The organism is Rhodococcus sp. Eu-32 (assembly GCF_003336925.1).
GTDB classification, from domain to species: Bacteria; Actinomycetota; Actinomycetes; order Mycobacteriales; family Mycobacteriaceae; genus Rhodococcoides; species Rhodococcoides kyotonensis_B.
Map to the genome: position 1 here is coordinate 53,368 of NZ_QGNK01000021.1, position 17,913 is coordinate 71,280.

At 63.9% G+C, this 17,913-nt stretch carries 21 protein-coding genes; 19 read left to right on the forward strand and 2 right to left on the reverse strand.

Features of this window, described 5'->3' with window-relative positions; all coding sequences use genetic code 11:
* The first annotated feature begins 180 nt into the window (after nt 1–180).
* From DK926_RS21585 to DK926_RS21670, 18 genes are read left to right on the forward strand one after another with little or no spacing between them, the layout of a single operon-like run.
* Nucleotides 181–1,785, forward strand: a complete 1,605-nt coding sequence (locus DK926_RS21585; RefSeq protein WP_068420420.1) for an ABC transporter substrate-binding protein — start codon at nt 181–183, stop codon at nt 1,783–1,785.
* On the forward strand, nt 1,782–2,741 hold the full coding sequence (locus DK926_RS21590; protein ID WP_068420421.1) for an ABC transporter permease: 960 nt from the start codon (nt 1,782–1,784) through the stop codon (nt 2,739–2,741). Before DK926_RS21585 ends, DK926_RS21590 begins: the two co-directional genes overlap by 4 nt.
* Entirely contained in the window at nt 2,738–3,661 is a 924-nt protein-coding gene (locus tag DK926_RS21595; protein WP_114332109.1) for an ABC transporter permease, read from the forward strand. The genes DK926_RS21590 and DK926_RS21595 overlap by 4 nt, the downstream gene beginning before the upstream one ends.
* Nucleotides 3,658–4,536 carry an ABC transporter ATP-binding protein gene (locus DK926_RS21600; protein WP_114332110.1) on the forward strand — a complete coding sequence of 293 codons (879 nt, stop codon included), beginning with the start codon at nt 3,658–3,660 and terminating at the stop codon, nt 4,534–4,536. Before DK926_RS21595 ends, DK926_RS21600 begins: the two co-directional genes overlap by 4 nt.
* A 1-nt stretch (nt 4,537) precedes the next feature.
* A complete protein-coding gene (locus tag DK926_RS21605; RefSeq protein WP_243636948.1) occupies nt 4,538–5,350 on the forward strand; it encodes an ATP-binding cassette domain-containing protein in 813 nt (270 codons plus the stop codon).
* Nucleotides 5,347–5,529 (forward strand): hypothetical protein, encoded by a 183-nt coding sequence (locus DK926_RS21610; RefSeq protein ID WP_114332111.1) that lies wholly within the window; start codon nt 5,347–5,349, stop codon nt 5,527–5,529. Before DK926_RS21605 ends, DK926_RS21610 begins: the two co-directional genes overlap by 4 nt.
* Nucleotides 5,526–6,944, forward strand: coding sequence for an amidase (locus DK926_RS21615; protein ID WP_114332112.1), 1,419 nt, complete (start codon nt 5,526–5,528; stop codon nt 6,942–6,944). The genes DK926_RS21610 and DK926_RS21615 overlap by 4 nt, the downstream gene beginning before the upstream one ends.
* Nucleotides 6,941–7,138 carry a hypothetical protein gene (locus DK926_RS21620; RefSeq protein WP_068420430.1) on the forward strand — a complete coding sequence of 66 codons (198 nt, stop codon included), beginning with the start codon at nt 6,941–6,943 and terminating at the stop codon, nt 7,136–7,138. The genes DK926_RS21615 and DK926_RS21620 overlap by 4 nt, the downstream gene beginning before the upstream one ends.
* Before the next feature lie 28 nt (nt 7,139–7,166).
* On the forward strand, nt 7,167–8,582 hold the full coding sequence (locus DK926_RS21625; RefSeq protein WP_114332113.1) for an amidase: 1,416 nt from the start codon (nt 7,167–7,169) through the stop codon (nt 8,580–8,582).
* The gene (locus DK926_RS21630) at nt 8,579–9,055 is read left to right on the forward strand and encodes an urease accessory protein UreE (protein ID WP_068420433.1); all 477 of its coding nucleotides are present in this window, start codon (nt 8,579–8,581) and stop codon (nt 9,053–9,055) included. The genes DK926_RS21625 and DK926_RS21630 overlap by 4 nt, the downstream gene beginning before the upstream one ends.
* The gene (locus DK926_RS21635; protein ID WP_114332114.1) at nt 9,052–9,702 is read left to right on the forward strand and encodes an urease accessory UreF family protein; all 651 of its coding nucleotides are present in this window, start codon (nt 9,052–9,054) and stop codon (nt 9,700–9,702) included. Before DK926_RS21630 ends, DK926_RS21635 begins: the two co-directional genes overlap by 4 nt.
* A gap of 22 nt (nt 9,703–9,724) precedes the next feature.
* Nucleotides 9,725–10,363: an urease subunit beta gene (ureB, locus tag DK926_RS21640; protein ID WP_114332115.1), complete on the forward strand. Its 639-nt coding sequence runs from the start codon at nt 9,725–9,727 to the stop codon at nt 10,361–10,363.
* Complete coding sequence (gene ureC / locus DK926_RS21645; protein WP_206031261.1) at nt 10,363–12,066, forward strand: urease subunit alpha; 1,704 nt, start codon at nt 10,363–10,365, stop codon at nt 12,064–12,066. The genes ureB and ureC overlap by 1 nt, the downstream gene beginning before the upstream one ends.
* A complete protein-coding gene (gene ureG, locus DK926_RS21650) occupies nt 12,063–12,677 on the forward strand; it encodes an urease accessory protein UreG (RefSeq protein WP_114332117.1) in 615 nt (204 codons plus the stop codon). The genes ureC and ureG overlap by 4 nt, the downstream gene beginning before the upstream one ends.
* Nucleotides 12,674–13,447 carry an urease accessory protein UreD gene (locus DK926_RS21655; RefSeq protein ID WP_114332118.1) on the forward strand — a complete coding sequence of 258 codons (774 nt, stop codon included), beginning with the start codon at nt 12,674–12,676 and terminating at the stop codon, nt 13,445–13,447. The genes ureG and DK926_RS21655 overlap by 4 nt, the downstream gene beginning before the upstream one ends.
* Nucleotides 13,444–14,268 (forward strand): DNA repair protein RecO, encoded by an 825-nt coding sequence (gene recO, locus DK926_RS21660; protein ID WP_114332119.1) that lies wholly within the window; start codon nt 13,444–13,446, stop codon nt 14,266–14,268. Before DK926_RS21655 ends, recO begins: the two co-directional genes overlap by 4 nt.
* Entirely contained in the window at nt 14,225–15,043 is an 819-nt protein-coding gene (locus DK926_RS21665; protein ID WP_114332120.1) for an isoprenyl transferase, read from the forward strand. The genes recO and DK926_RS21665 overlap by 44 nt, the downstream gene beginning before the upstream one ends.
* On the forward strand, nt 15,036–15,431 hold the full coding sequence (locus DK926_RS21670) for a hypothetical protein (protein ID WP_068420445.1): 396 nt from the start codon (nt 15,036–15,038) through the stop codon (nt 15,429–15,431). The genes DK926_RS21665 and DK926_RS21670 overlap by 8 nt, the downstream gene beginning before the upstream one ends.
* Nucleotide 15,432: 1 nt before the next feature.
* Here DK926_RS21670 and DK926_RS21675 read toward each other — a convergent pair whose 3' ends face one another.
* Together DK926_RS21675 and DK926_RS21680 are read right to left on the reverse strand one after the other, a co-directional pair.
* Nucleotides 15,433–15,855, reverse strand: a complete 423-nt coding sequence (locus DK926_RS21675) for a Fur family transcriptional regulator (RefSeq protein ID WP_114332121.1) — start codon at nt 15,853–15,855, stop codon at nt 15,433–15,435.
* A gap of 5 nt (nt 15,856–15,860) precedes the next feature.
* A complete protein-coding gene (locus DK926_RS21680) occupies nt 15,861–16,250 on the reverse strand; it encodes a metalloregulator ArsR/SmtB family transcription factor (protein WP_068420448.1) in 390 nt (129 codons plus the stop codon).
* A 205-nt stretch (nt 16,251–16,455) separates the two neighbouring features.
* Here DK926_RS21680 and DK926_RS21685 point away from each other — a divergent pair, with 205 nt between their 5' ends.
* Complete coding sequence (locus tag DK926_RS21685; RefSeq protein ID WP_114332122.1) at nt 16,456–17,841, forward strand: glycine--tRNA ligase; 1,386 nt, start codon at nt 16,456–16,458, stop codon at nt 17,839–17,841.
* Nucleotides 17,842–17,913 lie beyond the last annotated feature (72 nt).

Here is a 17,913-nt window from a genome sequence, read left to right on the forward strand (position 1 = left end):
GAAGAGTGAAGAGATACGCATTTCGACGTATTCCTTCCGGCTTCTCGGTTCCTTACGGTTGCACTATCCCGCTCGGTTCGACGGTGCACCGTTCGGCAAAACGGAGGCGTATCGCTCTCCTTCAGACCCGTAGATCGAAGGAACAACTTCCATGAACATCGCTCTTGACGGGTTGAACGAATGAAGCCCGGTCGTACACTGGCAGGCCTCGCTGTCGCCGCTGTGCTGACGATGTCGTCCCTCACTGCGTGCAGTACTGCCGACGCCGTCGTCACCGACAACACGTTCGTCATCGCCATCGAATCCGAAGCGGACGTCCTCGATCCGCAAGTCGCGGGCGGTTGGGTGACGTGGCGTATCAATCAGCAGATCTTCGAACCTCTCGTCACCGAGGACTTGCGGACTCCGTCCAGCGAAGCGCCCGTGCCCGCGCTGGAACCCGGTCTGGCCGAATCGTGGGACATCTCGCCCGACGGGCTGACTTATACGTTCCATATTCGGCAGGGCGTGAAGTTCCACGACGGGACGCCGCTGGACGCCGCAGCCGTGGAGTACAACTTCCGCCGCATGTGGGACAAAGAGGCTCCGCAGTACTCGGCCAAGGCGGCTGGCCAGACGAACTTCATCTGGCAGAACACCGAATCGATCCAGGCGACAGACGAATTCACGCTGGTCGTGAAGCAGAGCACTCCGTTCTCACCATTCCTTCGTATGCTGGCACAGGGCGGCAACGGGTCCACTGCGATCATGAGCCCGACGGCCATCGAGACGTACGGCGCGGACATCGCCGATCACCCCGTCGGCACCGGCCCGTTCGTGTTCGACGAGCGTATCCGCGGTGAGCGGATCAGCCTGAAGCGCAACGACGATTACTGGGGCACCGAGCCGTCCATCCAGGGTGTCGTATTCCGCCCCCTTCCCGACGCGTCGGCCCGCGTCGCCGCACTGCGCAGCGGTGACGTCGACATGATCGCCGTGCCGAGTCCGGACAGCGTCGACAACCTCGTCGACGAGGGTTACCAGTTGTCCGAGGGCACTCCGCCTCACGTCTGGTACCTCTCGTTCAACATGCAGGACCCGAACATGGCCATCAAGGAGGTTCGCCAGGCGATCAACCTCGCGATCAATCGCGACGGAATGGCCACGGACCTGCTGCGTGGCACGGTGAATCCGGCCTACGGAGTGCAGGCACCCGCCAACGGTGCCTACGTCGAACGCACGGACGCCTACACACGTGACATCGACAAGGCAAAGGAGCTTCTCGCGTCCGTCGGACTACAGGATGGTTTTTCGACCACGTTGATCACGTCGGTCGACGGCTCCGGCCAGATCATCCCGACGCAGATGGCCGAATACCTCCAGCAGAACCTCGCCGAGATCGGCATCACGATGAACATCGAGACGCAGGAATGGATCTCGTACCTCGGTACCTGGGCGCAGGGAATGAAGCCCGGGACCGGAATGGCGCAGATGTCCTGGGGAATGACGACGCCGTACTGGCTGTACATCGTCACATCGTCGAAGCTGCAGGCGCCGAACGGCGTCAACGTCGGCTATTACTCGAGTCCGGAGTTGGATGCGGTGATGGACAAGGCGATTCAGGCCACCGACGAGAACGTCGCGAACGACTTCTGGCGGCAGGCGAACGACATCGTCACCGAGGACGCGGCACTGGCGCCGGTCGTCAACGACAAAGCTCCTTACGTTCTCGCGCCGTACGTCTCGGGATTCGTCTCGGCCAGCGAGGAGTGGTACGACCTGAAAGAAGTGAGGCTCGAGCAATGACCGGAACTCTGCGTTCACGACTACTGTCCACCGTCGCTGTACTTCTCGGCGTCAGTCTTATCGTCTTCCTGCTCCTTCAGTTGGTCCCGGGTGACCCTGCTTTGACCATTCTGGGTTCGGGCGCGACACAGGAATCCGTCGCGGCAGTCCGGAGCGAGCTGGGGCTCGATCGCTCCCTGCCCGTTCAGTACCTCGACTACATGGGCGGCCTGCTCCAAGGCGATCTCGGACGGTCGCTAACGGTCAGCAAGCCCGTCACCGAAATCATGATGCCGCGGTTCTGGAACACGATCATCTTGACCGTCGCTGCTCTCGCGTTGTGCATCGTCATCGGTGTTCCGCTCGGAATTGCTGCGGCCCGCAAGCAGAACGGCGTGTTCGACCGCATCGCGATGTTCGTGTCGCTGGCCGGTGCCAGCGTCCCGGTGTATTGGTTCGGGCTTGTCCTGATCGGTTTCTTCTCGATCAACCTCGGAATCTTTCCGACGTCGGGCATGTACAACAGCCGGCACCCGGGTGGCTTCGTCGACATGCTGACGCACCTCGCCCTTCCGGCGCTCGCGGCGGCACTCGTGCCCCTTGCCGTGATCGCTCGCATGACGCGAAGCGTCATGGTCGACGTCCTGCAGCAGGACTACATCCGTACCCTGCGCGCGTCGGGCCTGTCCGAGCAGTCGATACTGTGGCGGCACGGACTCCGAAACGCGTTGCCGCCCATCGTGAACGTGATAGGCCTGCAGGTCGGCTACCTGCTCGGTGGCGTGGTGTTCGTCGAGGTGGTCTTCGGATGGCCTGGCCTCGGTCAGCAGCTCTACACCTCGATCACCCAACGCGACATTCCCGTCGTGCAAGCGGGTGTGCTGTTCATCGCACTCGCATTCGTCGTGGTCAACCTCATCGCCGACATTGCCGTCGGACTCCTCGATCCGCGTACCAGAAAGACGGTGAACGCATGAACGCCGCAGTCGACATCGATATTCGTACGACCACTGCCGCGGCGCAGGGAGCAGCTGCTCCCGAAGCCTCTACGTCGCAGTGGAGATTGGGGCTCCGCACGTTCTGTCGTGACAAGGTGGCACTGGTCTCGGCGATCTTTCTGATCCTGGTGGCACTCGCCGCGATCTTCGCGCCGATGCTGACGTCGTACAGTCCGATCGCGGGCGATCCGGTGAACAGATTGGCCGGCATCGGAACCGACGGGCACATCCTCGGTCTCGACGGCCAAGGTCGAGACATTCTCGCACGCCTACTCTACGGCGGTAGGAATTCGCTTCTCGTGGCAGTGATTCCGGTGCTCGTCGTGTTCCCGCTGGCACTGCTGATCGGACTGTTCGCAGGCTACAAGCGCAGCCGTGCGGGCGAGGTCCTCATGCGGGTACTGGACGTGCTGTTCGCGTTCCCGCTGGTGCTTCTCGCCATCGCGCTGTCTGCTGTTCTCGGTGCGGGGCTGGGCAACGTGATGCTGTCGATCGGCGTGACGTTGGTGCCGTACATGGCCCGCGTCGCCTACACCGCGACCGTGCAGGAAGCGAGCAAGGAATACATCGAAGCCGCTCGGGCGTACGGAGCCAACCCCGGGCACCTGATGTTCCGCGAACTCGCACCGAACGTCGTCGCGCAGCTGATCGTGTACGCAACGACGTTGTGCGGCCTGATGATCGTCGTCGCGGCCGGATTGAGCTTTCTCGGTGTCGGTGTCGTGCCTCCGACGCCGGACTGGGGCATCATGACCTCCGACGGCTCGAGCGTTCTGCTCGAAGGCATCTATCACATCGCCACCATCCCCGGCCTTGTCATTCTTTTCGTCGCTCTCGCGTTCAACCTCGTCGGCGACGGAATCCGTGACGCTCTCGACCCCAGGAAGCAGACACGATGACCAACCAGCCTTTGTTGGACGTGCAGAATCTGCGCGTCGACTTTCACACCGACGGCGGCGTCGTACATGCCGTCAAGAACGTGTCGATCACGGTGCAGCCGGGCGAGATTCGCGGCCTGGTCGGCGAATCAGGTTCCGGTAAGAGCGTCACGTCGCTCAGCGTCCTCGGATTGCTGGGGACCGACCGCGCCCGCATCGAGGGCGGAAGCATCATGTTCCGCGGAGAGAATCTGCTGGAGAAGTCCGACAAGGACATGCGCGGAATCCGCGGTAGTCACATAGGACTCGTGTCACAGAATGCCTTGAGCGCGCTCGATCCGTCGTTCACGATCGGCTCGCAGCTGATCGAGGTCATCCGGCTGCACCAGAAGGTCGACAAGGAGACCGCACGCAAGAAGGCGCTCGAATCCCTCGAATTGGTCGCGCTGCCAGATCCGGTACGGCGCATGAAGGCTTACCCGCACGAGCTCAGTGGTGGTCAGCGTCAGCGCGTCGTCATCGCGATCGCGTTGGCGTGCAGGCCGGAACTTCTGCTCGCGGACGAGCCGACGACGGCTCTGGACGCCACCGTGCAGAAGCAGATTCTCGACTTGCTGCTCGACATCAATCGTGAACTGGGAACGGCGGTTCTGATCGTCACCCACGACTTCGGCGTCGTCGCCCACCTGTGCTCTCAGGTAACGGTCATGCGTCACGGCGAGGTCATGGAATCCGGTGCGACCTCCGACGTACTGGAACGTCCGCAGCACCCGTACACGCAGGGGTTGATGAACGCAGTACCGAAACTGCATCTGGACGAGTCGGCGCGTGCGATACCGCGCCGCAACCGCCGGCTCTTCGAATTCAAGCAACTCGCCACCGCCGGAGGTAATTGAGATGATCGAACCAGACTTTGCCGACCCCCTGATTGCCGTGCGCGACCTGCGCAAGGTGTACAAGGTTCGCGGTGACAAGAAGGCCGCCACTGAATTCGTCGCCGTCGACTCGATCAGTTTCGACATTGCCAAGGGCGAAACCTACGGCCTGATCGGGGAATCCGGGTCGGGTAAGACCACTACGGGCCGCATGGTCCTCGCTCTCGAGAAGGCCACATCGGGTTCGGTTCATTTCGAGGGCAACGACATCACCACGATGTCCGAGCTCGACATGCGTCGTTACCGCAAGCGCATGCAGATCGTGTTCCAGGATTCCGGGTCGGCATTCAACCCGCGTCGCAGCGTCGGCGCGCAGATCGGATTCGCGCTCGAACGATTCCGCATGGCGGACAAGGGAGAGATTCGCAGCCGCGTCCTCGACATGCTCAGCCGCGTCGGCATGGAAGCGGCGCACTACGACCGCTACATCCACGAATTCTCCGGCGGTCAGCGTCAGCGCCTGGGCATCGCGCGGGCGCTGATCACCGACCCCGACTTCCTCGTACTCGACGAACCCACCGCAGCCCTCGACGTCTCGGTGCAGGCGCAGATCCTGAACCTTCTCAAAGACCTTCAACAGGAACGAGATCTGACGATGCTTCTGATCACCCACAACCTCGCGCTGGTCGAGCACATGTGCGACCACGCAGGTGTCCTCGACCACGGAACGCTCGTCGAATCGGGGCCCGTCGACGATCTGCTGACCACACCCGAGACTGCCCTCACACGCGCTCTGGTCGACGCGGTCCTCGAACCCGCGGCGGTGGCATCGTGAGCGAATACAGTTGGGCAGCAGAATATCTGCGCTCTCACGGAATTGCAGACGCAATCGTCGGCGACGTCGACCAGGCGGCTGGGTCATCGCTGGCATCGGCGAAGCGACTGGCTGCGGCCGTCGCACCCAGCGATCCACTGCCGCTGATTCTCGACACGACCGCAGGAGGCCCGCGATGATCGAACCCACACAGGCGACCGCGCTGGCCATCAATCGCGGCGTCGAATCGGGCGAGCTCGACCCCGTCGACGTCGTGGACGCATACTTGGACCGGATCGCGGCCGTCGACCCAGCTCTCGAATCGTTCGTCCTCGTCGCTGCCGAAGAAGCACGAGCCGATGCGCTGCTGCAGCGTGAAGCCGTGCGGTCCGGCATCCCAGGTGGGCCGCTGCGCGGAGTTCCGTTCGCGGTCAAAGACCTGTACGACACCGTCGGGCATCCCACCCGATCCGGATCGCTCGCGTCGTCGGATGCACCGGCGGCAGCCGACGCGGCAACGGTGACGGCACTGCGGGACGCTGGTGCAATCTTGATCGGCAAGACCACGACGCACGAGTACGCGTACGGCGTCACGACGCCACCGACGAAGAACCCGTGGGGGTTCGATCGTGTCCCCGGTGGGTCGAGCGGTGGTTCGGGTGCGGCGGTCGGTGCTCGGTTAACGCCCATCGCGATGGGAACCGACACCGGTGGTTCCATCCGCATCCCGGCTGCACTGTGCGGGGTCACGGGCATGAAGGCGACGTACGGCCGAGTCAGCAAACGCGGTGTGACCGTGCTCAGTTGGACGCTCGACCATGCCGGACCGTTGACGACCACCGTCGCCGACGCGGCCGCCGCTCTCGGTGTGCTCGCGGGTCACGACCCGCAGGATCCGTACAGTGCGCAGATCGCGGTACCGAATTTCACCGCAATGCTGGACCGCGGAGTCGACGGCCTGCGTCTCGGAGTCAGCGAGCAGTACTTCTGCGATCGCCTGGAGCCCGGCGTGGCGTCGGCGTTCGAGGACGCCGTTCGCGAACTGGAACGGGCGGGCGCGACCATCGTGCCGGTGACGTTCCCCGGCGTCGAATTGTCGCCGGACATTGTCGGAGTCGTCGCCAGCGTCGAAGCGGCGTCGTTCCATCAGCACCGCGCGAACGAACGCCCGGATCTGTTCGGCCCCGACGTCGTCGACGCGCTCCGCGCCGGTCACCTTCACACGGGTGTTGCATACGTGGACGCGCAGCGCGCCCGATCCGTCGTCACGGCCGGCATGCACAGCGTTTTCGCCGGCGTCGACGCGTTGCTGTCGCCGACGATCGCCGGTACCGCACCCGTTCTTGGCTCCGTCCGATCGCCGTTGGGCGACAACGACATCGACGTGCTCAACGCACTCAACGCACTGACAGTCCCGGCCAACGTCACCGGGATGCCCGCGCTGTCGGTGCCGTGCGGATTCGACGACGGAGGGCTGCCGGTGGGCTTGCAAATCATGACACCACCATTCCAGGAAGCACTTGCCTTCGCCGTCGGGCAGGCATTCGAAGCCCGGACCGACTTCGCCGCGGCAGTACCCTCCGCGGCATCCGTCAAGACAGGAGAATTACTATGACAGACAACGATTTCCAGCCGTCGAAAGAGCAGCTCGCGACGGTGTTCGAGTACGCCGGATTACCGGTGAGTGCCCAGCGTCTCGACTCCGAATTCGACACCTACAGCTCCACTCTCGCGCTCATCCGCAAAGCCAGCATCCGCGGCATCGGCGAAACCGTCCCCGCCGCAGCATTCAACGCGTCCTGGGAATAGGCACACATAGCATCGGAAAGGCACGCACATGGAACTCTACGAACTCTCGCTGTCCGACGTCGCTGACAAGATCAAATCGAAGGAAGTCTCGCCCGTCGAGGTCGCGCAGTCCTCACTCGATCGTCTCGCCGAGGTCGAACCCGCCATCACGTCGTTCGTCACGGTGACGGGGGAGCACGCACTCGCGCAGGCCGCGGCCGCCGAGGCGGAGATCGCCGCAGGCAACTACAAGGGCGCACTGCACGGAATTCCGCTCGGCGTCAAGGACCTCTACGACACCGCAGGGATCCTCACCACCTCCAGTTCGGCGCAGCGTGCCGACAACGTGCCGACGGCGGACTCGGCGTCCGTGGCGAAGTTGTACGACGCGGGCATGGTCATGGTCGGCAAGACCCACACGCACGAGTTCGCTTACGGCGCAACGACTCCGACGTCCGGAAACCCGTGGGATCCCACACGCACACCCGGTGGGTCGTCGGGTGGATCGGGCGCGGCCGTCGGTGCAGGCATCGTCCACGTGGCTCTCGGTAGCGACACGGGCGGTTCGATCCGTATTCCGGCGGGTCTGTGCGGAACCGTCGGGCTCAAGCCGACGTTCGGACGCGCTTCGCGAGCAGGCGTCGCGTCGCTGTCGTGGTCGCTCGACCATGTCGGACCACTGACACGCAACGTCGTCGACGCAGGCCTCGTCATGGCAGCCATGTCGGGATACGACCGTCGCGACCCGGCCTCGGTGAATCTCGGCATTCCCGACTTCGTCACCGGGATCGACGGCGGTGTGGCAGGCAAGCGAATCGGCATCCCGACGAACTTCTACACCTATCACGTCGAGCAGGAGACCCAAGACGTCGCGCGACGCGCAGCGGAGGTGCTGCAGGGCCTCGGAGCAGAACTGGTCGAGGTGGAGATCCCGCTGGCCGAGTACATTCTGCCGGTCGAATGGGGCATCCTGACGGCCGAAGCCAGTGCCTACCACATGGATGCGCTGCGGCACTCTCCCGAGAAGTTCACCGAGGAAGTCCGGACTCTCGTCGAGGCAGGCGAAGCCGTTCTGGCCACCGACTACATCAACTCCATTCGCCTGCGCACTCGGATTCAAGAAGCGTGGCGGGACATGTACAAGGACATCGATGTTCTACTCGGTCCGACTGTTCCCGGTGTCGCAGCGTTGCGCGAGGACCCGTACTTCCGCTGGAACGACGGTGTGGTCGAGGGCGCGACGAGCGCGTATTCGCGAATGTCCGCTCCGGCCAACGTGACCGGCCTTCCCGCGTTGCAGGTCCCTGCAGAGTTCTCCGCGATGGGCCTCCCGATCGGTGTCCAGATCATCGGCAAGCCATTCCACGAAGCCGAAATCCTGCAGGTCGGGTACGCGCTGGAGCAGGCGAGCGACGTCGTCGGACGTATCGCGCCGGTGGCCTCTGCGGCGCCAGTACCGGTATGACGGCCTCACGTGCCGCGGTCTCGTCTATCGTCGTGATCGAGGAGATCGTGGGGCACGAGCTCGAGTCCGATATCGCGACCGTCTTGCACGAACTGCGTCACGGGCATCGCGTCGAGTACGTGCACCTCGATCCCGCCGATCTCGATCGCAGTCGTCTTCGGGTGACGTCCGACGCCGGTGTCGACTACGCGATCGCACTGCCGCGAGACAAGAGGTTGGTCGACGGGGCCGTCCTGCTGATGAACGACAGCGGCGCGGTCGTCGTCCGTGCCGGGCAACCACGTGAAATGGTCCTGCACGCGACGGATGCAGCATCGGCACTCCGGTTGGGCTTCCTGGCAGGGCACCTGCACTGGAAGGCAGCGATGGTGGACGCGACGATGACGGTGACGCTCGAAGGACCCGAATCGGATTACCGTGCACGCATCGAGGACCTACTCGCATCGGGCGGCGTCGAACAGATTCCCGAGTGACGTCGACGGAGCTACTCGCCGTTCTCCGGTTGGCGGACAGCGCCTTCCCATCGGGAGGATTCGCTTTCTCCTCGGGACTCGAAGGCGCCGTCCGTGACGGATTCGTCGTCGACGAGGCCGACGTCGCCGCGTTCGCGGAGGAAGCCATTGCTTCTCGGTGGCACACCCAAGATCGTGTCGTGCTTCGGCGGGCATGGAACGATCCTCGTGAGGCGGACGACCTTGCGGAGGCGTCGACCGTGACGTCGACCCTCCGCGAGGCGTCGCGGCGATCGGGAGCGGCGTTGCTGTCGACCTTCGCCTCGCTCGACAATGCCGACGCCGTCGCCTATCGGGCCATGGTCCTGACAGGCGATGCACCCGGTCATCTCCCGGTCGCACAGGCAGTCTCCTACCGCGGCCTCGGTCTGAGTACGTCGGCGGCCGAGGCAATCAGCGGATGGCAGGTTCTGTCCGGAATCGCCAGCGCTGCACTGCGACTCGGTGTGACCGGACACATCGGGTCGCAGCGAGTGATGATAGCCGCAGAGGCCGTGCTGTCCGAGATCCTGGACGCGCCCGTCGACCGACAACCGTCGTCGTTCACCGCGTTCGCAGATATCGCCGCGCAGCGTCGCAGCGACGGAATCCGATTGTTCGCCAGCTAATTTTCTTCCGAAGGAGACATCGGTGTTGCTCACCCCTACCGAGATGGAGCGTCTGACGGTGTTCACCGCAGCGCAGATCGCTCGGCGCAATCTAGCCGAGGGCGTCCGGCTCACCCACCCCGAGGCCGTCGCTCTTTTGACCGACGAAATCATGCTGGCCGCCAGGAAGGACATGACGTTCGACGCGGTCATCGACCACGCGTGCCACGTGCTGACCGCCGATCAGGTGATGGACGGTGTGCCGCAGATGATTTCGATCCTGCTCGTCGACGCCCCGTTCGCGGAAGGAACCAAGCTCGTCACCGTCGTCGACCCGATTGCGGGCGGCCCTGACGAGATCGTGCCCGGTGAAATTCTCGCGTCGGACTCGCCCGTCGAGGTGTTCGGCGATCTCGAATCGATCGAAGTGCGCGTCGTCAACACCGGAGACCGGGACGTGCAGGTCCGTAGCCAGACGCATTTCTTCGAAGTCAACGACGCACTCGAGTTCGACCGGCGGGCGGCGTGGGGACACAAGCTCGAGGTCGCGGCGGGAGCGGGAGTCCGCTTCGAGCCGGGGATTGCGGTGACGGTCCGGCTCGTGCCGATGCAGGGCGATCGCGTTGCACACGGTTTTCGCGGTCTGGTCAATGGTCCGCTCGATGGAGGTGAGGCCGCGTGATGCGCATCGATCGTGCGTCGTACATCCGCATGTTCGGCCCGACGACGGGAGACCGTATCCGGCTGGCGGATTCGAATCTGTTCGTCGAGATCGAGAAGGATTTGACGACATCCGGATACGAGTTGCTGGCCGGCGCAGGGAAGAACGTACGTGACGGCGAGGGATATCGACCGAATACGACGTCGTCGACCGGGGCGCTGGACTACGTGTTCACGAACGCGACCATCATCGATGCGGTTACGGGAATCATAAAGGCGGACATAGGTATTCGTGACGGAATAATCGTGGGTATCGGCAAGGCGGGTAATCCCGACGTCATGCCCGACGTGACTCCGGGGATGACCGTCGGGCACATGACCACACCGATTCCGTCCGAAGGCTTGATAGTCACGGCCGGCACGATCGAGACTCATGCACATCTGATTTCTCCGCAACAGTCCGAACATGCTTTGTCCACGGGCACGACGACGTTGATCGGTGGTTCACCGGGCCCGGCGTTCGAGGTCGGGTCCGGTAGTACGCGCAACCTCGGACTGTTCCTCCGGGGCGGTGAGTATTCCGCGATGAACTTCGTGGCGTTCGGACGTGGGTCGTCCGACGCGGATTCCGTCCTGGAATCCGTTGCGGCAGGGGCGGGGGCGGTGAAGATCCACGAGGACTTCGGTGCGTCGCCCGCGGTCATCGACGCCACGTTGCGTGCGGCCGATTCGGCGGACTTCGCCGTCCACCTGCACACCGACTCCATCAACGAGTTCGGATTCGCAGAGACGACGATGTCGACCATCGGCGACCGCACCATCCACATGTATCACGTCGAGGGAGCAGGCGGAGGGCACGCGCCCGACCTGATCCGATGCGTCGGATACGACAATGTGATTCCGGCGTCGACCAATCCGACGAATCCGTACACCGCGTACGCGCTCGACGAAGGTGTACCGATGACGATGGAAGCGCACAACATGAACTGGAACGCGCCGGAGGACGTCGCGTTCGCAGAAGCACGGATTCGGCCGCAGACGATGATCGCCGAAGACTTCCTTCACGACATGGGAGCGATCTCGATCTTCGGAAGCGACACCCAGGGAATGGGTCGAGTCGCCGAGAACACCGCGAATTGCTGGCAGTTGGCGGACGTCATGAAGCAGCGCGTCGGGCGGCTTCCCGAGGAGACAACGGCCGCGTCGGACAACGAACGCGTCAAGCGGTATGTGGCGAAGCTGACGGTCAATCCGGCGATTTCGATCGGTGCGGGACGACACCTCGGGTCCGTGGAGGTCGGCAAGATCGCGGATCTCGTCCTGTGGTCACCTGCGTTCTTCGGGGTGAAGCCGAACTTCGTCATGAAGAACGGATTCGTCGCGTGGGCGGCGCTCGGTGACGCCGCCGGAAGCATCTCACGGTCCGAACCCGTTGTGCAGAGGGCGAACTGGGGTTCACTCGGCAGCGCGCCCGAGAAGCTCGGTTTCGTTTTCATGTCGTCCTTGGCGACCGACGCCGGACTTCCCGAGGCGCTGGGCCTGCGGAAGAACGTCGTGACGATCGACTCCGTACGGCACTTGCGCAAGAGCGACATGGTGCGCAATTCGGCATTGCCACACATCGACGTCGACCCCCGCACATTCGACGTGCGTGCCGACGGACAACTGCTCACCGGTGAGCCGGCAACGTCGGTTCCCTTCTCGCGGAGGTACATGCTTCGATGAACGCATTACGGGCGGCACGAATCGGAATCGGCGGACCCGTCGGCTCGGGAAAGACGGCTCTGGTCGAACAATTGATCGCGGAGTTCGCCAGGAGACATCGGTCGGTGTCGGTCATCACCAACGACCTGGTGACCGAGGAGGACGCCGAACGAGTCCGGCGATCGGGCTTGATCGACCCGGCGCGCGTCCGTGCGGTCGAAGCTGGGGGATGCCCGCACACCGTGATCCGAGAAGACCCGTCGCTGAACATCGCGATGGCCGACCGGCTCGAAGCCGAATTTCCCGACACCGAGGTTCTGCTGCTCGAGAGCGGCGGTGACAACCTGGCGTCGACATTCTCGCGCGACCTCGTCGACTATTGGGTGTTCGTCATCGACGTTGCCGGGGGAGACGACATACCGCGTAAGCGCGGACCGGGCGTCGTGCGCTGTGATCTGTTGGTGGTCAACAAGATCGACCTCGCGCAGTACGTGGGTGCCGATCTGCAACTGATGCTGAAACAAGCCGACGACGTGCGCGGCGGACGTCCGATCGTGTGCACCAACGCGCGCGCAGGAATCGGAATCGGCGAGGTGGTCGACGTATTCGACCACGAGGTTCTGTTCGGGTGACCACTCCGCTGGCACTGGACCTGTCGTTCACCACGACCGGGGCGCGCACGGTGTTCGATCGGCGACGCTATCGCTGGCCCCAGACGGTGGGCCGGATGTTTTACCTCGACGCGTCGGATCCCGGTCGTGGTCGGGTCATCGTGCAGAACTCGGGTGCGTCGCTGCATCCGGGGGATCGGATCGGACAACGGATCGCGGCAACGACTGGCGCCCGCATCGAGGTCGTCGGGCAGGGGGCGATGCTCGTCACCGGTGTGCCCGACGGTCGCGCAGGTGCCGAGCGCACCGAGCTACGCGTCGACGACGGTGCGGAGCTGGCCTTCCGACCCGAACCGCGGATACTCACTGCGTTCGCGCATGCGCGTCAGGACACGCACGTGAAGTTGGGGTCGGGAATCGTAGTGCTCACCGACGCGGTCGTCGTGCACACCGAGGTGACGGCCGAGACGTTCGGCAGCTTTCGCTCGTGTGTCAGGGTGACTACGGCCGGTCGCATCCTGGCGCTCGACGCCCAGCATGCGTCGTCGTTGCCGTCTCCACGCTCGGGCCTGCGTGCCTTCGCAACGGTGTATTTGCTTGGGCGTCGCCCCGATGATGCGGTCATGAAGCGTACGACCGCACCACTGGACAAGATGGACGGTCGATCCGGCGTCTACGCAGCGGTGACCTCGCTGCCGAACGGCGTTGGGCGTGCGGTTCGGCTCGCAGCGACAGGAGGAGGACTCTTGCGAGCTGCGATGGCGGAGGTCGTGGGACACTGGACCACGTGAGGCTCTACCGGGACAACGCAGTCGTGCTGCGCCAGCACAAGCTGGGCGAAGCCGACCGCATCGTCACGCTCCTGACGCGCGACAACGGCATCGTCCGAGCCGTTGCGAAGGGGGTGCGCCGCACGAAGTCCAAGTTCGGCGCGCGGTTGGAGCCGTTCGCGCACATCGACGTTCTGCTCCACCCCGGCCGTAATCTGGACATCATCACCCAGGTGCACACGGTCAACGCGTTCGGTGGCGACATCGTCACCGATTACGGCTGCTACACCACCGGCTGCGCGATCCTCGAGACCGCCGAGCGGCTCGCGGGTGAAGAACACGCGCCGGCGAAGCGGCTGCATCAGCTCACGGTCGGGGCATTGCGTGCATTGGCCGACCGCACTCGGCCCCCCGAACTGATTCTCGACGCGTTCCTGCTGCGTGCGATGGGTTTCGCAGGCTGGGCGCCGTCGTTGACCGAATGTGCACGCTGCGCGGCGCCTGGACCGCATCGTGCGTTTCATGTCGCCGCGGGTGGTTCGGTGTGCGTGCACTGCAGGCCTCCCGGCTCGGCGACGCCGACGAGCGGTGTCCTCGACCTGATGGTCGCGCTCGAACGCGGGGAGTGGGCCTTCACCGAGACGACGTCGGTGGCCGTGCGTGGTCAGGCCAGCGGTCTCGTCGCAGCCCACCTGCAGTGGCATCTGGAGCGGCAACTGCGGACGTTGCCGCTCATCGAACGAGAAGCGCCGCATCGCAGCGAGCCTGATTCGGCCCCGGCGCCGGCCGTCGGGCAGGATGAAGACCGTGATTCTTCGACGCGAGCCGCGCACTCAGCCTGACGGGATGCGGGGGGTACGTCCTCCGGATCCGCACCCGTCGGGGGCCAAGCCGCCGATCCTGCAGCCGGAGTTGATTCCGAAGCACGTCGCACTCGTCATGGACGGTAACGGTCGCTGGGCGCAGGAACGTGGCATGCCGCGTACCGCGGGCCACGAGCGTGGCGAGGCAGTGCTCATGGACACCGTGTGCGGATGCATCGACATCGGCGTCAAGTGGTTGTCGGCGTACGCGTTCTCGACGGAGAACTGGAAGCGCAGTCCGGACGAGGTGAAGTTCCTGATGGGCTTCAACCGCGACGTGATTCGTCGTCGACGCGACGAGATGAACGAGATGGGTGTTCGGGTCCGGTGGGCCGGTAGGCGACCGCGGTTGTGGCGCAGCGTCATCAAGGAACTCGAGATCGCCGAGGAACTGACGAAGAAGAACACCGTCATGACGTTGACGATGTGTGTCAATTACGGCGGTCGCGCCGAGATCGCCGATGCGACAAAGGAAATCGCACGCGAGGTCGCGGCAGGTAGGTTGGATCCGGAACGAATCACCGAGGCAACCGTCGCCAAGTATCTCGACGAGTCCGACATGCCCGACGTCGACTTGTTCCTGCGCCCGTCGGGGGAGCAGCGCACGTCGAACTTCCTGATCTGGCAGTCGGCGTACGCGGAGTTCGTGTTCCAGAAGAAGCTGTTTCCGGACTTCGACCGCCGAGACCTGTGGGCAGCGTGTGTCGAATTCGCCTCTCGCGACCGCAGATTCGGGGGAGTCAAGTATGAGTGAGGGCCTGACGCTGCAGTCACGAGCCGAGATCGCGCTGTCGCAGTTCGCGACCGTGAACGTGGGGGAGGACGGTTCGCTCGGATTCGATTATGCGGGCGCGCTGTGCTCGCTCAGGTCCGTCGAGCTCGCACCGGGTCTGGAAGTGCTGTCGTTGACGGCGGTCTTGGCGTGGGATCGGCCCGTCAAAGCGTCGCTGCACAAGAAGGTGGCAGATCGCAATTCCGAGTCGCAGTTCGGATCCATCTCCGTGAACGTGCACGGCAAGATGGCAGATGTGTTGCTGCGCTACATCTTTCCGGCGTCCGGCCTCAACGACGAACCGTTGATGACGATGCTCGTTCTCGTCCTGGCCGGAGTCGAGAAGGCCCGCGAGGGACTCCTGCCCTGAGCTACTTGGCCTTGCACTCGCTGCAGGTGCCGAAGATTTCGACCGTGTGGCTGACGTCGCTGAACCCGTTGCTCTCGGCGACGTTCTGCGACCACTTCTCGACGGTCGGGCCCTCGACCTCGACCGTGTAACCGCAGTCGCGGCACACGAGGTGATGGTGGTGGCCGGACGAGCAGCGTCGGTAGACGGATTCGCCGGTGTCGGTGCGCAATACGTCGACGGTGCCCGCGTCGGCCAGCGTCTGCAGCGTTCGGTACACCGTGGTCAGGCCGATTCCCTCACCGCGCTTGCGCAGTTCGTCGTGCAGATCCTGTGCCGACCGGAACTCCTCGATGTTGTCGAGAAGATCGGAAATGGCGCTGCGCTGCTTGGTTGCGCGGACGCCGACGGCCACAGGTTTGCGCGGCGCGGGAGATTCGGTCACGAATATCAGCTCTCTTCTGCGTGGGCGACGGCGTCGACGACGATGTGTGCGAGATGATCGTCGACGAGACGATAGAGCACCTCACGACCGTTGCGTTCACCGCGGACGACACCTGCCGACTTGAGCACACGCAGGTGCTGGCTGATCAAGGGCTGGGTGACGCCGAGCGCACCGACGAGCTCGTGGACGCATCGCTCGGACTCGCGCAGTTGGAGAACGATCGCGATGCGTACGGGCGCTGCCAATGCGCGCAGAATGTCACCGGCTGCGACCAGCGTGTCCTTCGGAGGAACGGGAGCAGGGGGGACCGACGCGAACGGGTCGTGGGAGTGGGCAGCCAGGCCCTCGTCCGTGCGATCGTCGTCCCCGAGAGGTGAAGGGTCGGTTTCCAGCATTGCCAACGGAAAACTCCTTCGGGTGGTGTCGGGGTATCGCTACAGACTAGTCCAGCGACTGTTAATGCAAATCACTTCCATTTTGATATGCATAAGTGCGCATGTCAAACGAGGTAGGCAGTGTTCGGAGAAAGTGGTCACGACCGATAGGCTCGGTGCCTGAAGAAAGTCCCTCTCACCAGACACAAGATGGAGAGCTCCGCCAGTGGCACCCAAGTCCAAAGTCGAAACCGTCGCCAACCTCGCCAAGCGTCGAGGACTCGTGTACCCCTGCGGCGAGATCTACGGCGGTACCAAGTCTGCCTGGGACTACGGCCCCCTCGGCGTCGAGCTCAAGGACAACATCAAGAAGCAGTGGTGGCGCAACATGGTCACCAGTCGCGAAGACACCGTCGGCCTCGATTCGTCGGTGATTCTGCCGCGTGAGGTGTGGGAGGCCTCAGGTCACGTCGAGACGTTCTCCGACCCGCTGGTCGAGTCGCTCATCACGCACAAGCGCTACCGTGCCGACCACCTCATCGAGGCGTACGAGGAAAAGCACGGGCACCCTCCCGAGAACGGCCTCGCCGACATCCGCGATCCCGAAACCGGCGACCCTGGCCAGTGGACCGAGCCGCGCGCGTTCTCCGGTCTGCTCAAGACCTACCTCGGTCCCGTCGACAACGAAGAGGGGTTGCACTACCTGCGCCCCGAGACGGCACAGGGAATCTTCGTCAACTTCGCCAACGTGCTGACGACGTCACGCAAGAAGCCGCCGTTCGGTATCGGTCAGATCGGCAAGAGCTTCCGCAACGAGATCACCCCCGGCAACTTCATCTTCCGCACGCGCGAGTTCGAGCAGATGGAGATGGAGTTCTTCGTCAAGCCCGGCGAGGACGACGAGTGGCACCAGTACTGGATCGACTACCGCATGAAGTGGTACACCGACCTCGGCATCGACCCGGAGAACCTGCGTCTCTACGAGCACGCTCAGGAGAAGCTGTCGCACTACTCCAAGCGGACGGTCGACATCGAGTACCGCTTCCGCTTCCAGGGCAGTGAGTGGGGCGAGCTCGAAGGCATCGCCAACCGCACCGACTACGACCTGTCGGTGCACTCGAAGGCGTCGGGCCAGGACCTCAGCTTCTACGAGCAGGCCACCGACACTCGCTACACGCCGTACGTCATCGAACCTGCAGCAGGTCTGACGCGTTCGCTGATGGCGTTCCTCGTCGACGCGTACACCGAGGACGAGGCCCCCAACGCCAAGGGCGGCGTCGACAAGCGCGTCGTGCTCAAGCTCGACCGTCGTCTGGCGCCGGTCAAGGTCGCGGTTCTGCCTCTCTCGCGTAACGCCGACCTGACGCCGAAGGCGAAGGACCTCGCTCAGCAGTTGCGTCAGTTCTGGAACGTCGAATTCGACGACGCCGGTGCCATCGGCCGTCGCTACCGTCGCCAGGACGAGATCGGTACACCGTTCTGCATCACGGTCGACTTCGACACCCTCGACGACCAAGCCGTCACCATCCGTGAGCGTGACACGATGGCGCAGGAGCGGGTCGCACTGGATCAGGTCGAGGCCTACCTGGGAGCGCGCCTGCTGGGTGCGTGATTCCGGCTAGCAGTACTACCGAATGACGCCCTCGGTCACTCAGAGTGACCGAGGGCGTCATTCGCTCTATCC

Excerpts from the sequence above, each read along its gene's own strand:
- DK926_RS21620 (WP_068420430.1), top strand. The coding sequence starts at position 6,941 with ATGACAGACAACGATTTCCAGCCGTCGAAAGAGCAGCTCGCGACGGTG.
- DK926_RS21590 (WP_068420421.1), top strand. The coding sequence starts at position 1,782 with ATGACCGGAACTCTGCGTTCACGACTACTGTCCACCGTCGCTGTACTT.
- DK926_RS21665 (WP_114332120.1), top strand. The coding sequence starts at position 14,225 with ATGAAGACCGTGATTCTTCGACGCGAGCCGCGCACTCAGCCTGACGGG.
- DK926_RS21605 (WP_243636948.1), top strand. The coding sequence starts at position 4,538 with ATGATCGAACCAGACTTTGCCGACCCCCTGATTGCCGTGCGCGACCTG.
- DK926_RS21595 (WP_114332109.1), top strand. The coding sequence starts at position 2,738 with ATGAACGCCGCAGTCGACATCGATATTCGTACGACCACTGCCGCGGCG.
- DK926_RS21625 (WP_114332113.1), top strand. The coding sequence starts at position 7,167 with ATGGAACTCTACGAACTCTCGCTGTCCGACGTCGCTGACAAGATCAAA.
- DK926_RS21630 (WP_068420433.1), top strand. The coding sequence starts at position 8,579 with ATGACGGCCTCACGTGCCGCGGTCTCGTCTATCGTCGTGATCGAGGAG.
- DK926_RS21670 (WP_068420445.1), top strand. The coding sequence starts at position 15,036 with ATGAGTGAGGGCCTGACGCTGCAGTCACGAGCCGAGATCGCGCTGTCG.
- DK926_RS21600 (WP_114332110.1), top strand. The coding sequence starts at position 3,658 with ATGACCAACCAGCCTTTGTTGGACGTGCAGAATCTGCGCGTCGACTTT.
- DK926_RS21615 (WP_114332112.1), top strand. The coding sequence starts at position 5,526 with ATGATCGAACCCACACAGGCGACCGCGCTGGCCATCAATCGCGGCGTC.
- DK926_RS21585 (WP_068420420.1), top strand. The coding sequence starts at position 181 with ATGAAGCCCGGTCGTACACTGGCAGGCCTCGCTGTCGCCGCTGTGCTG.
- ureC (WP_206031261.1), top strand. The coding sequence starts at position 10,363 with ATGCGCATCGATCGTGCGTCGTACATCCGCATGTTCGGCCCGACGACG.
- ureG (WP_114332117.1), top strand. The coding sequence starts at position 12,063 with ATGAACGCATTACGGGCGGCACGAATCGGAATCGGCGGACCCGTCGGC.
- DK926_RS21680 (WP_068420448.1), bottom strand. The coding sequence starts at position 16,250 with ATGCTGGAAACCGACCCTTCACCTCTCGGGGACGACGATCGCACGGAC.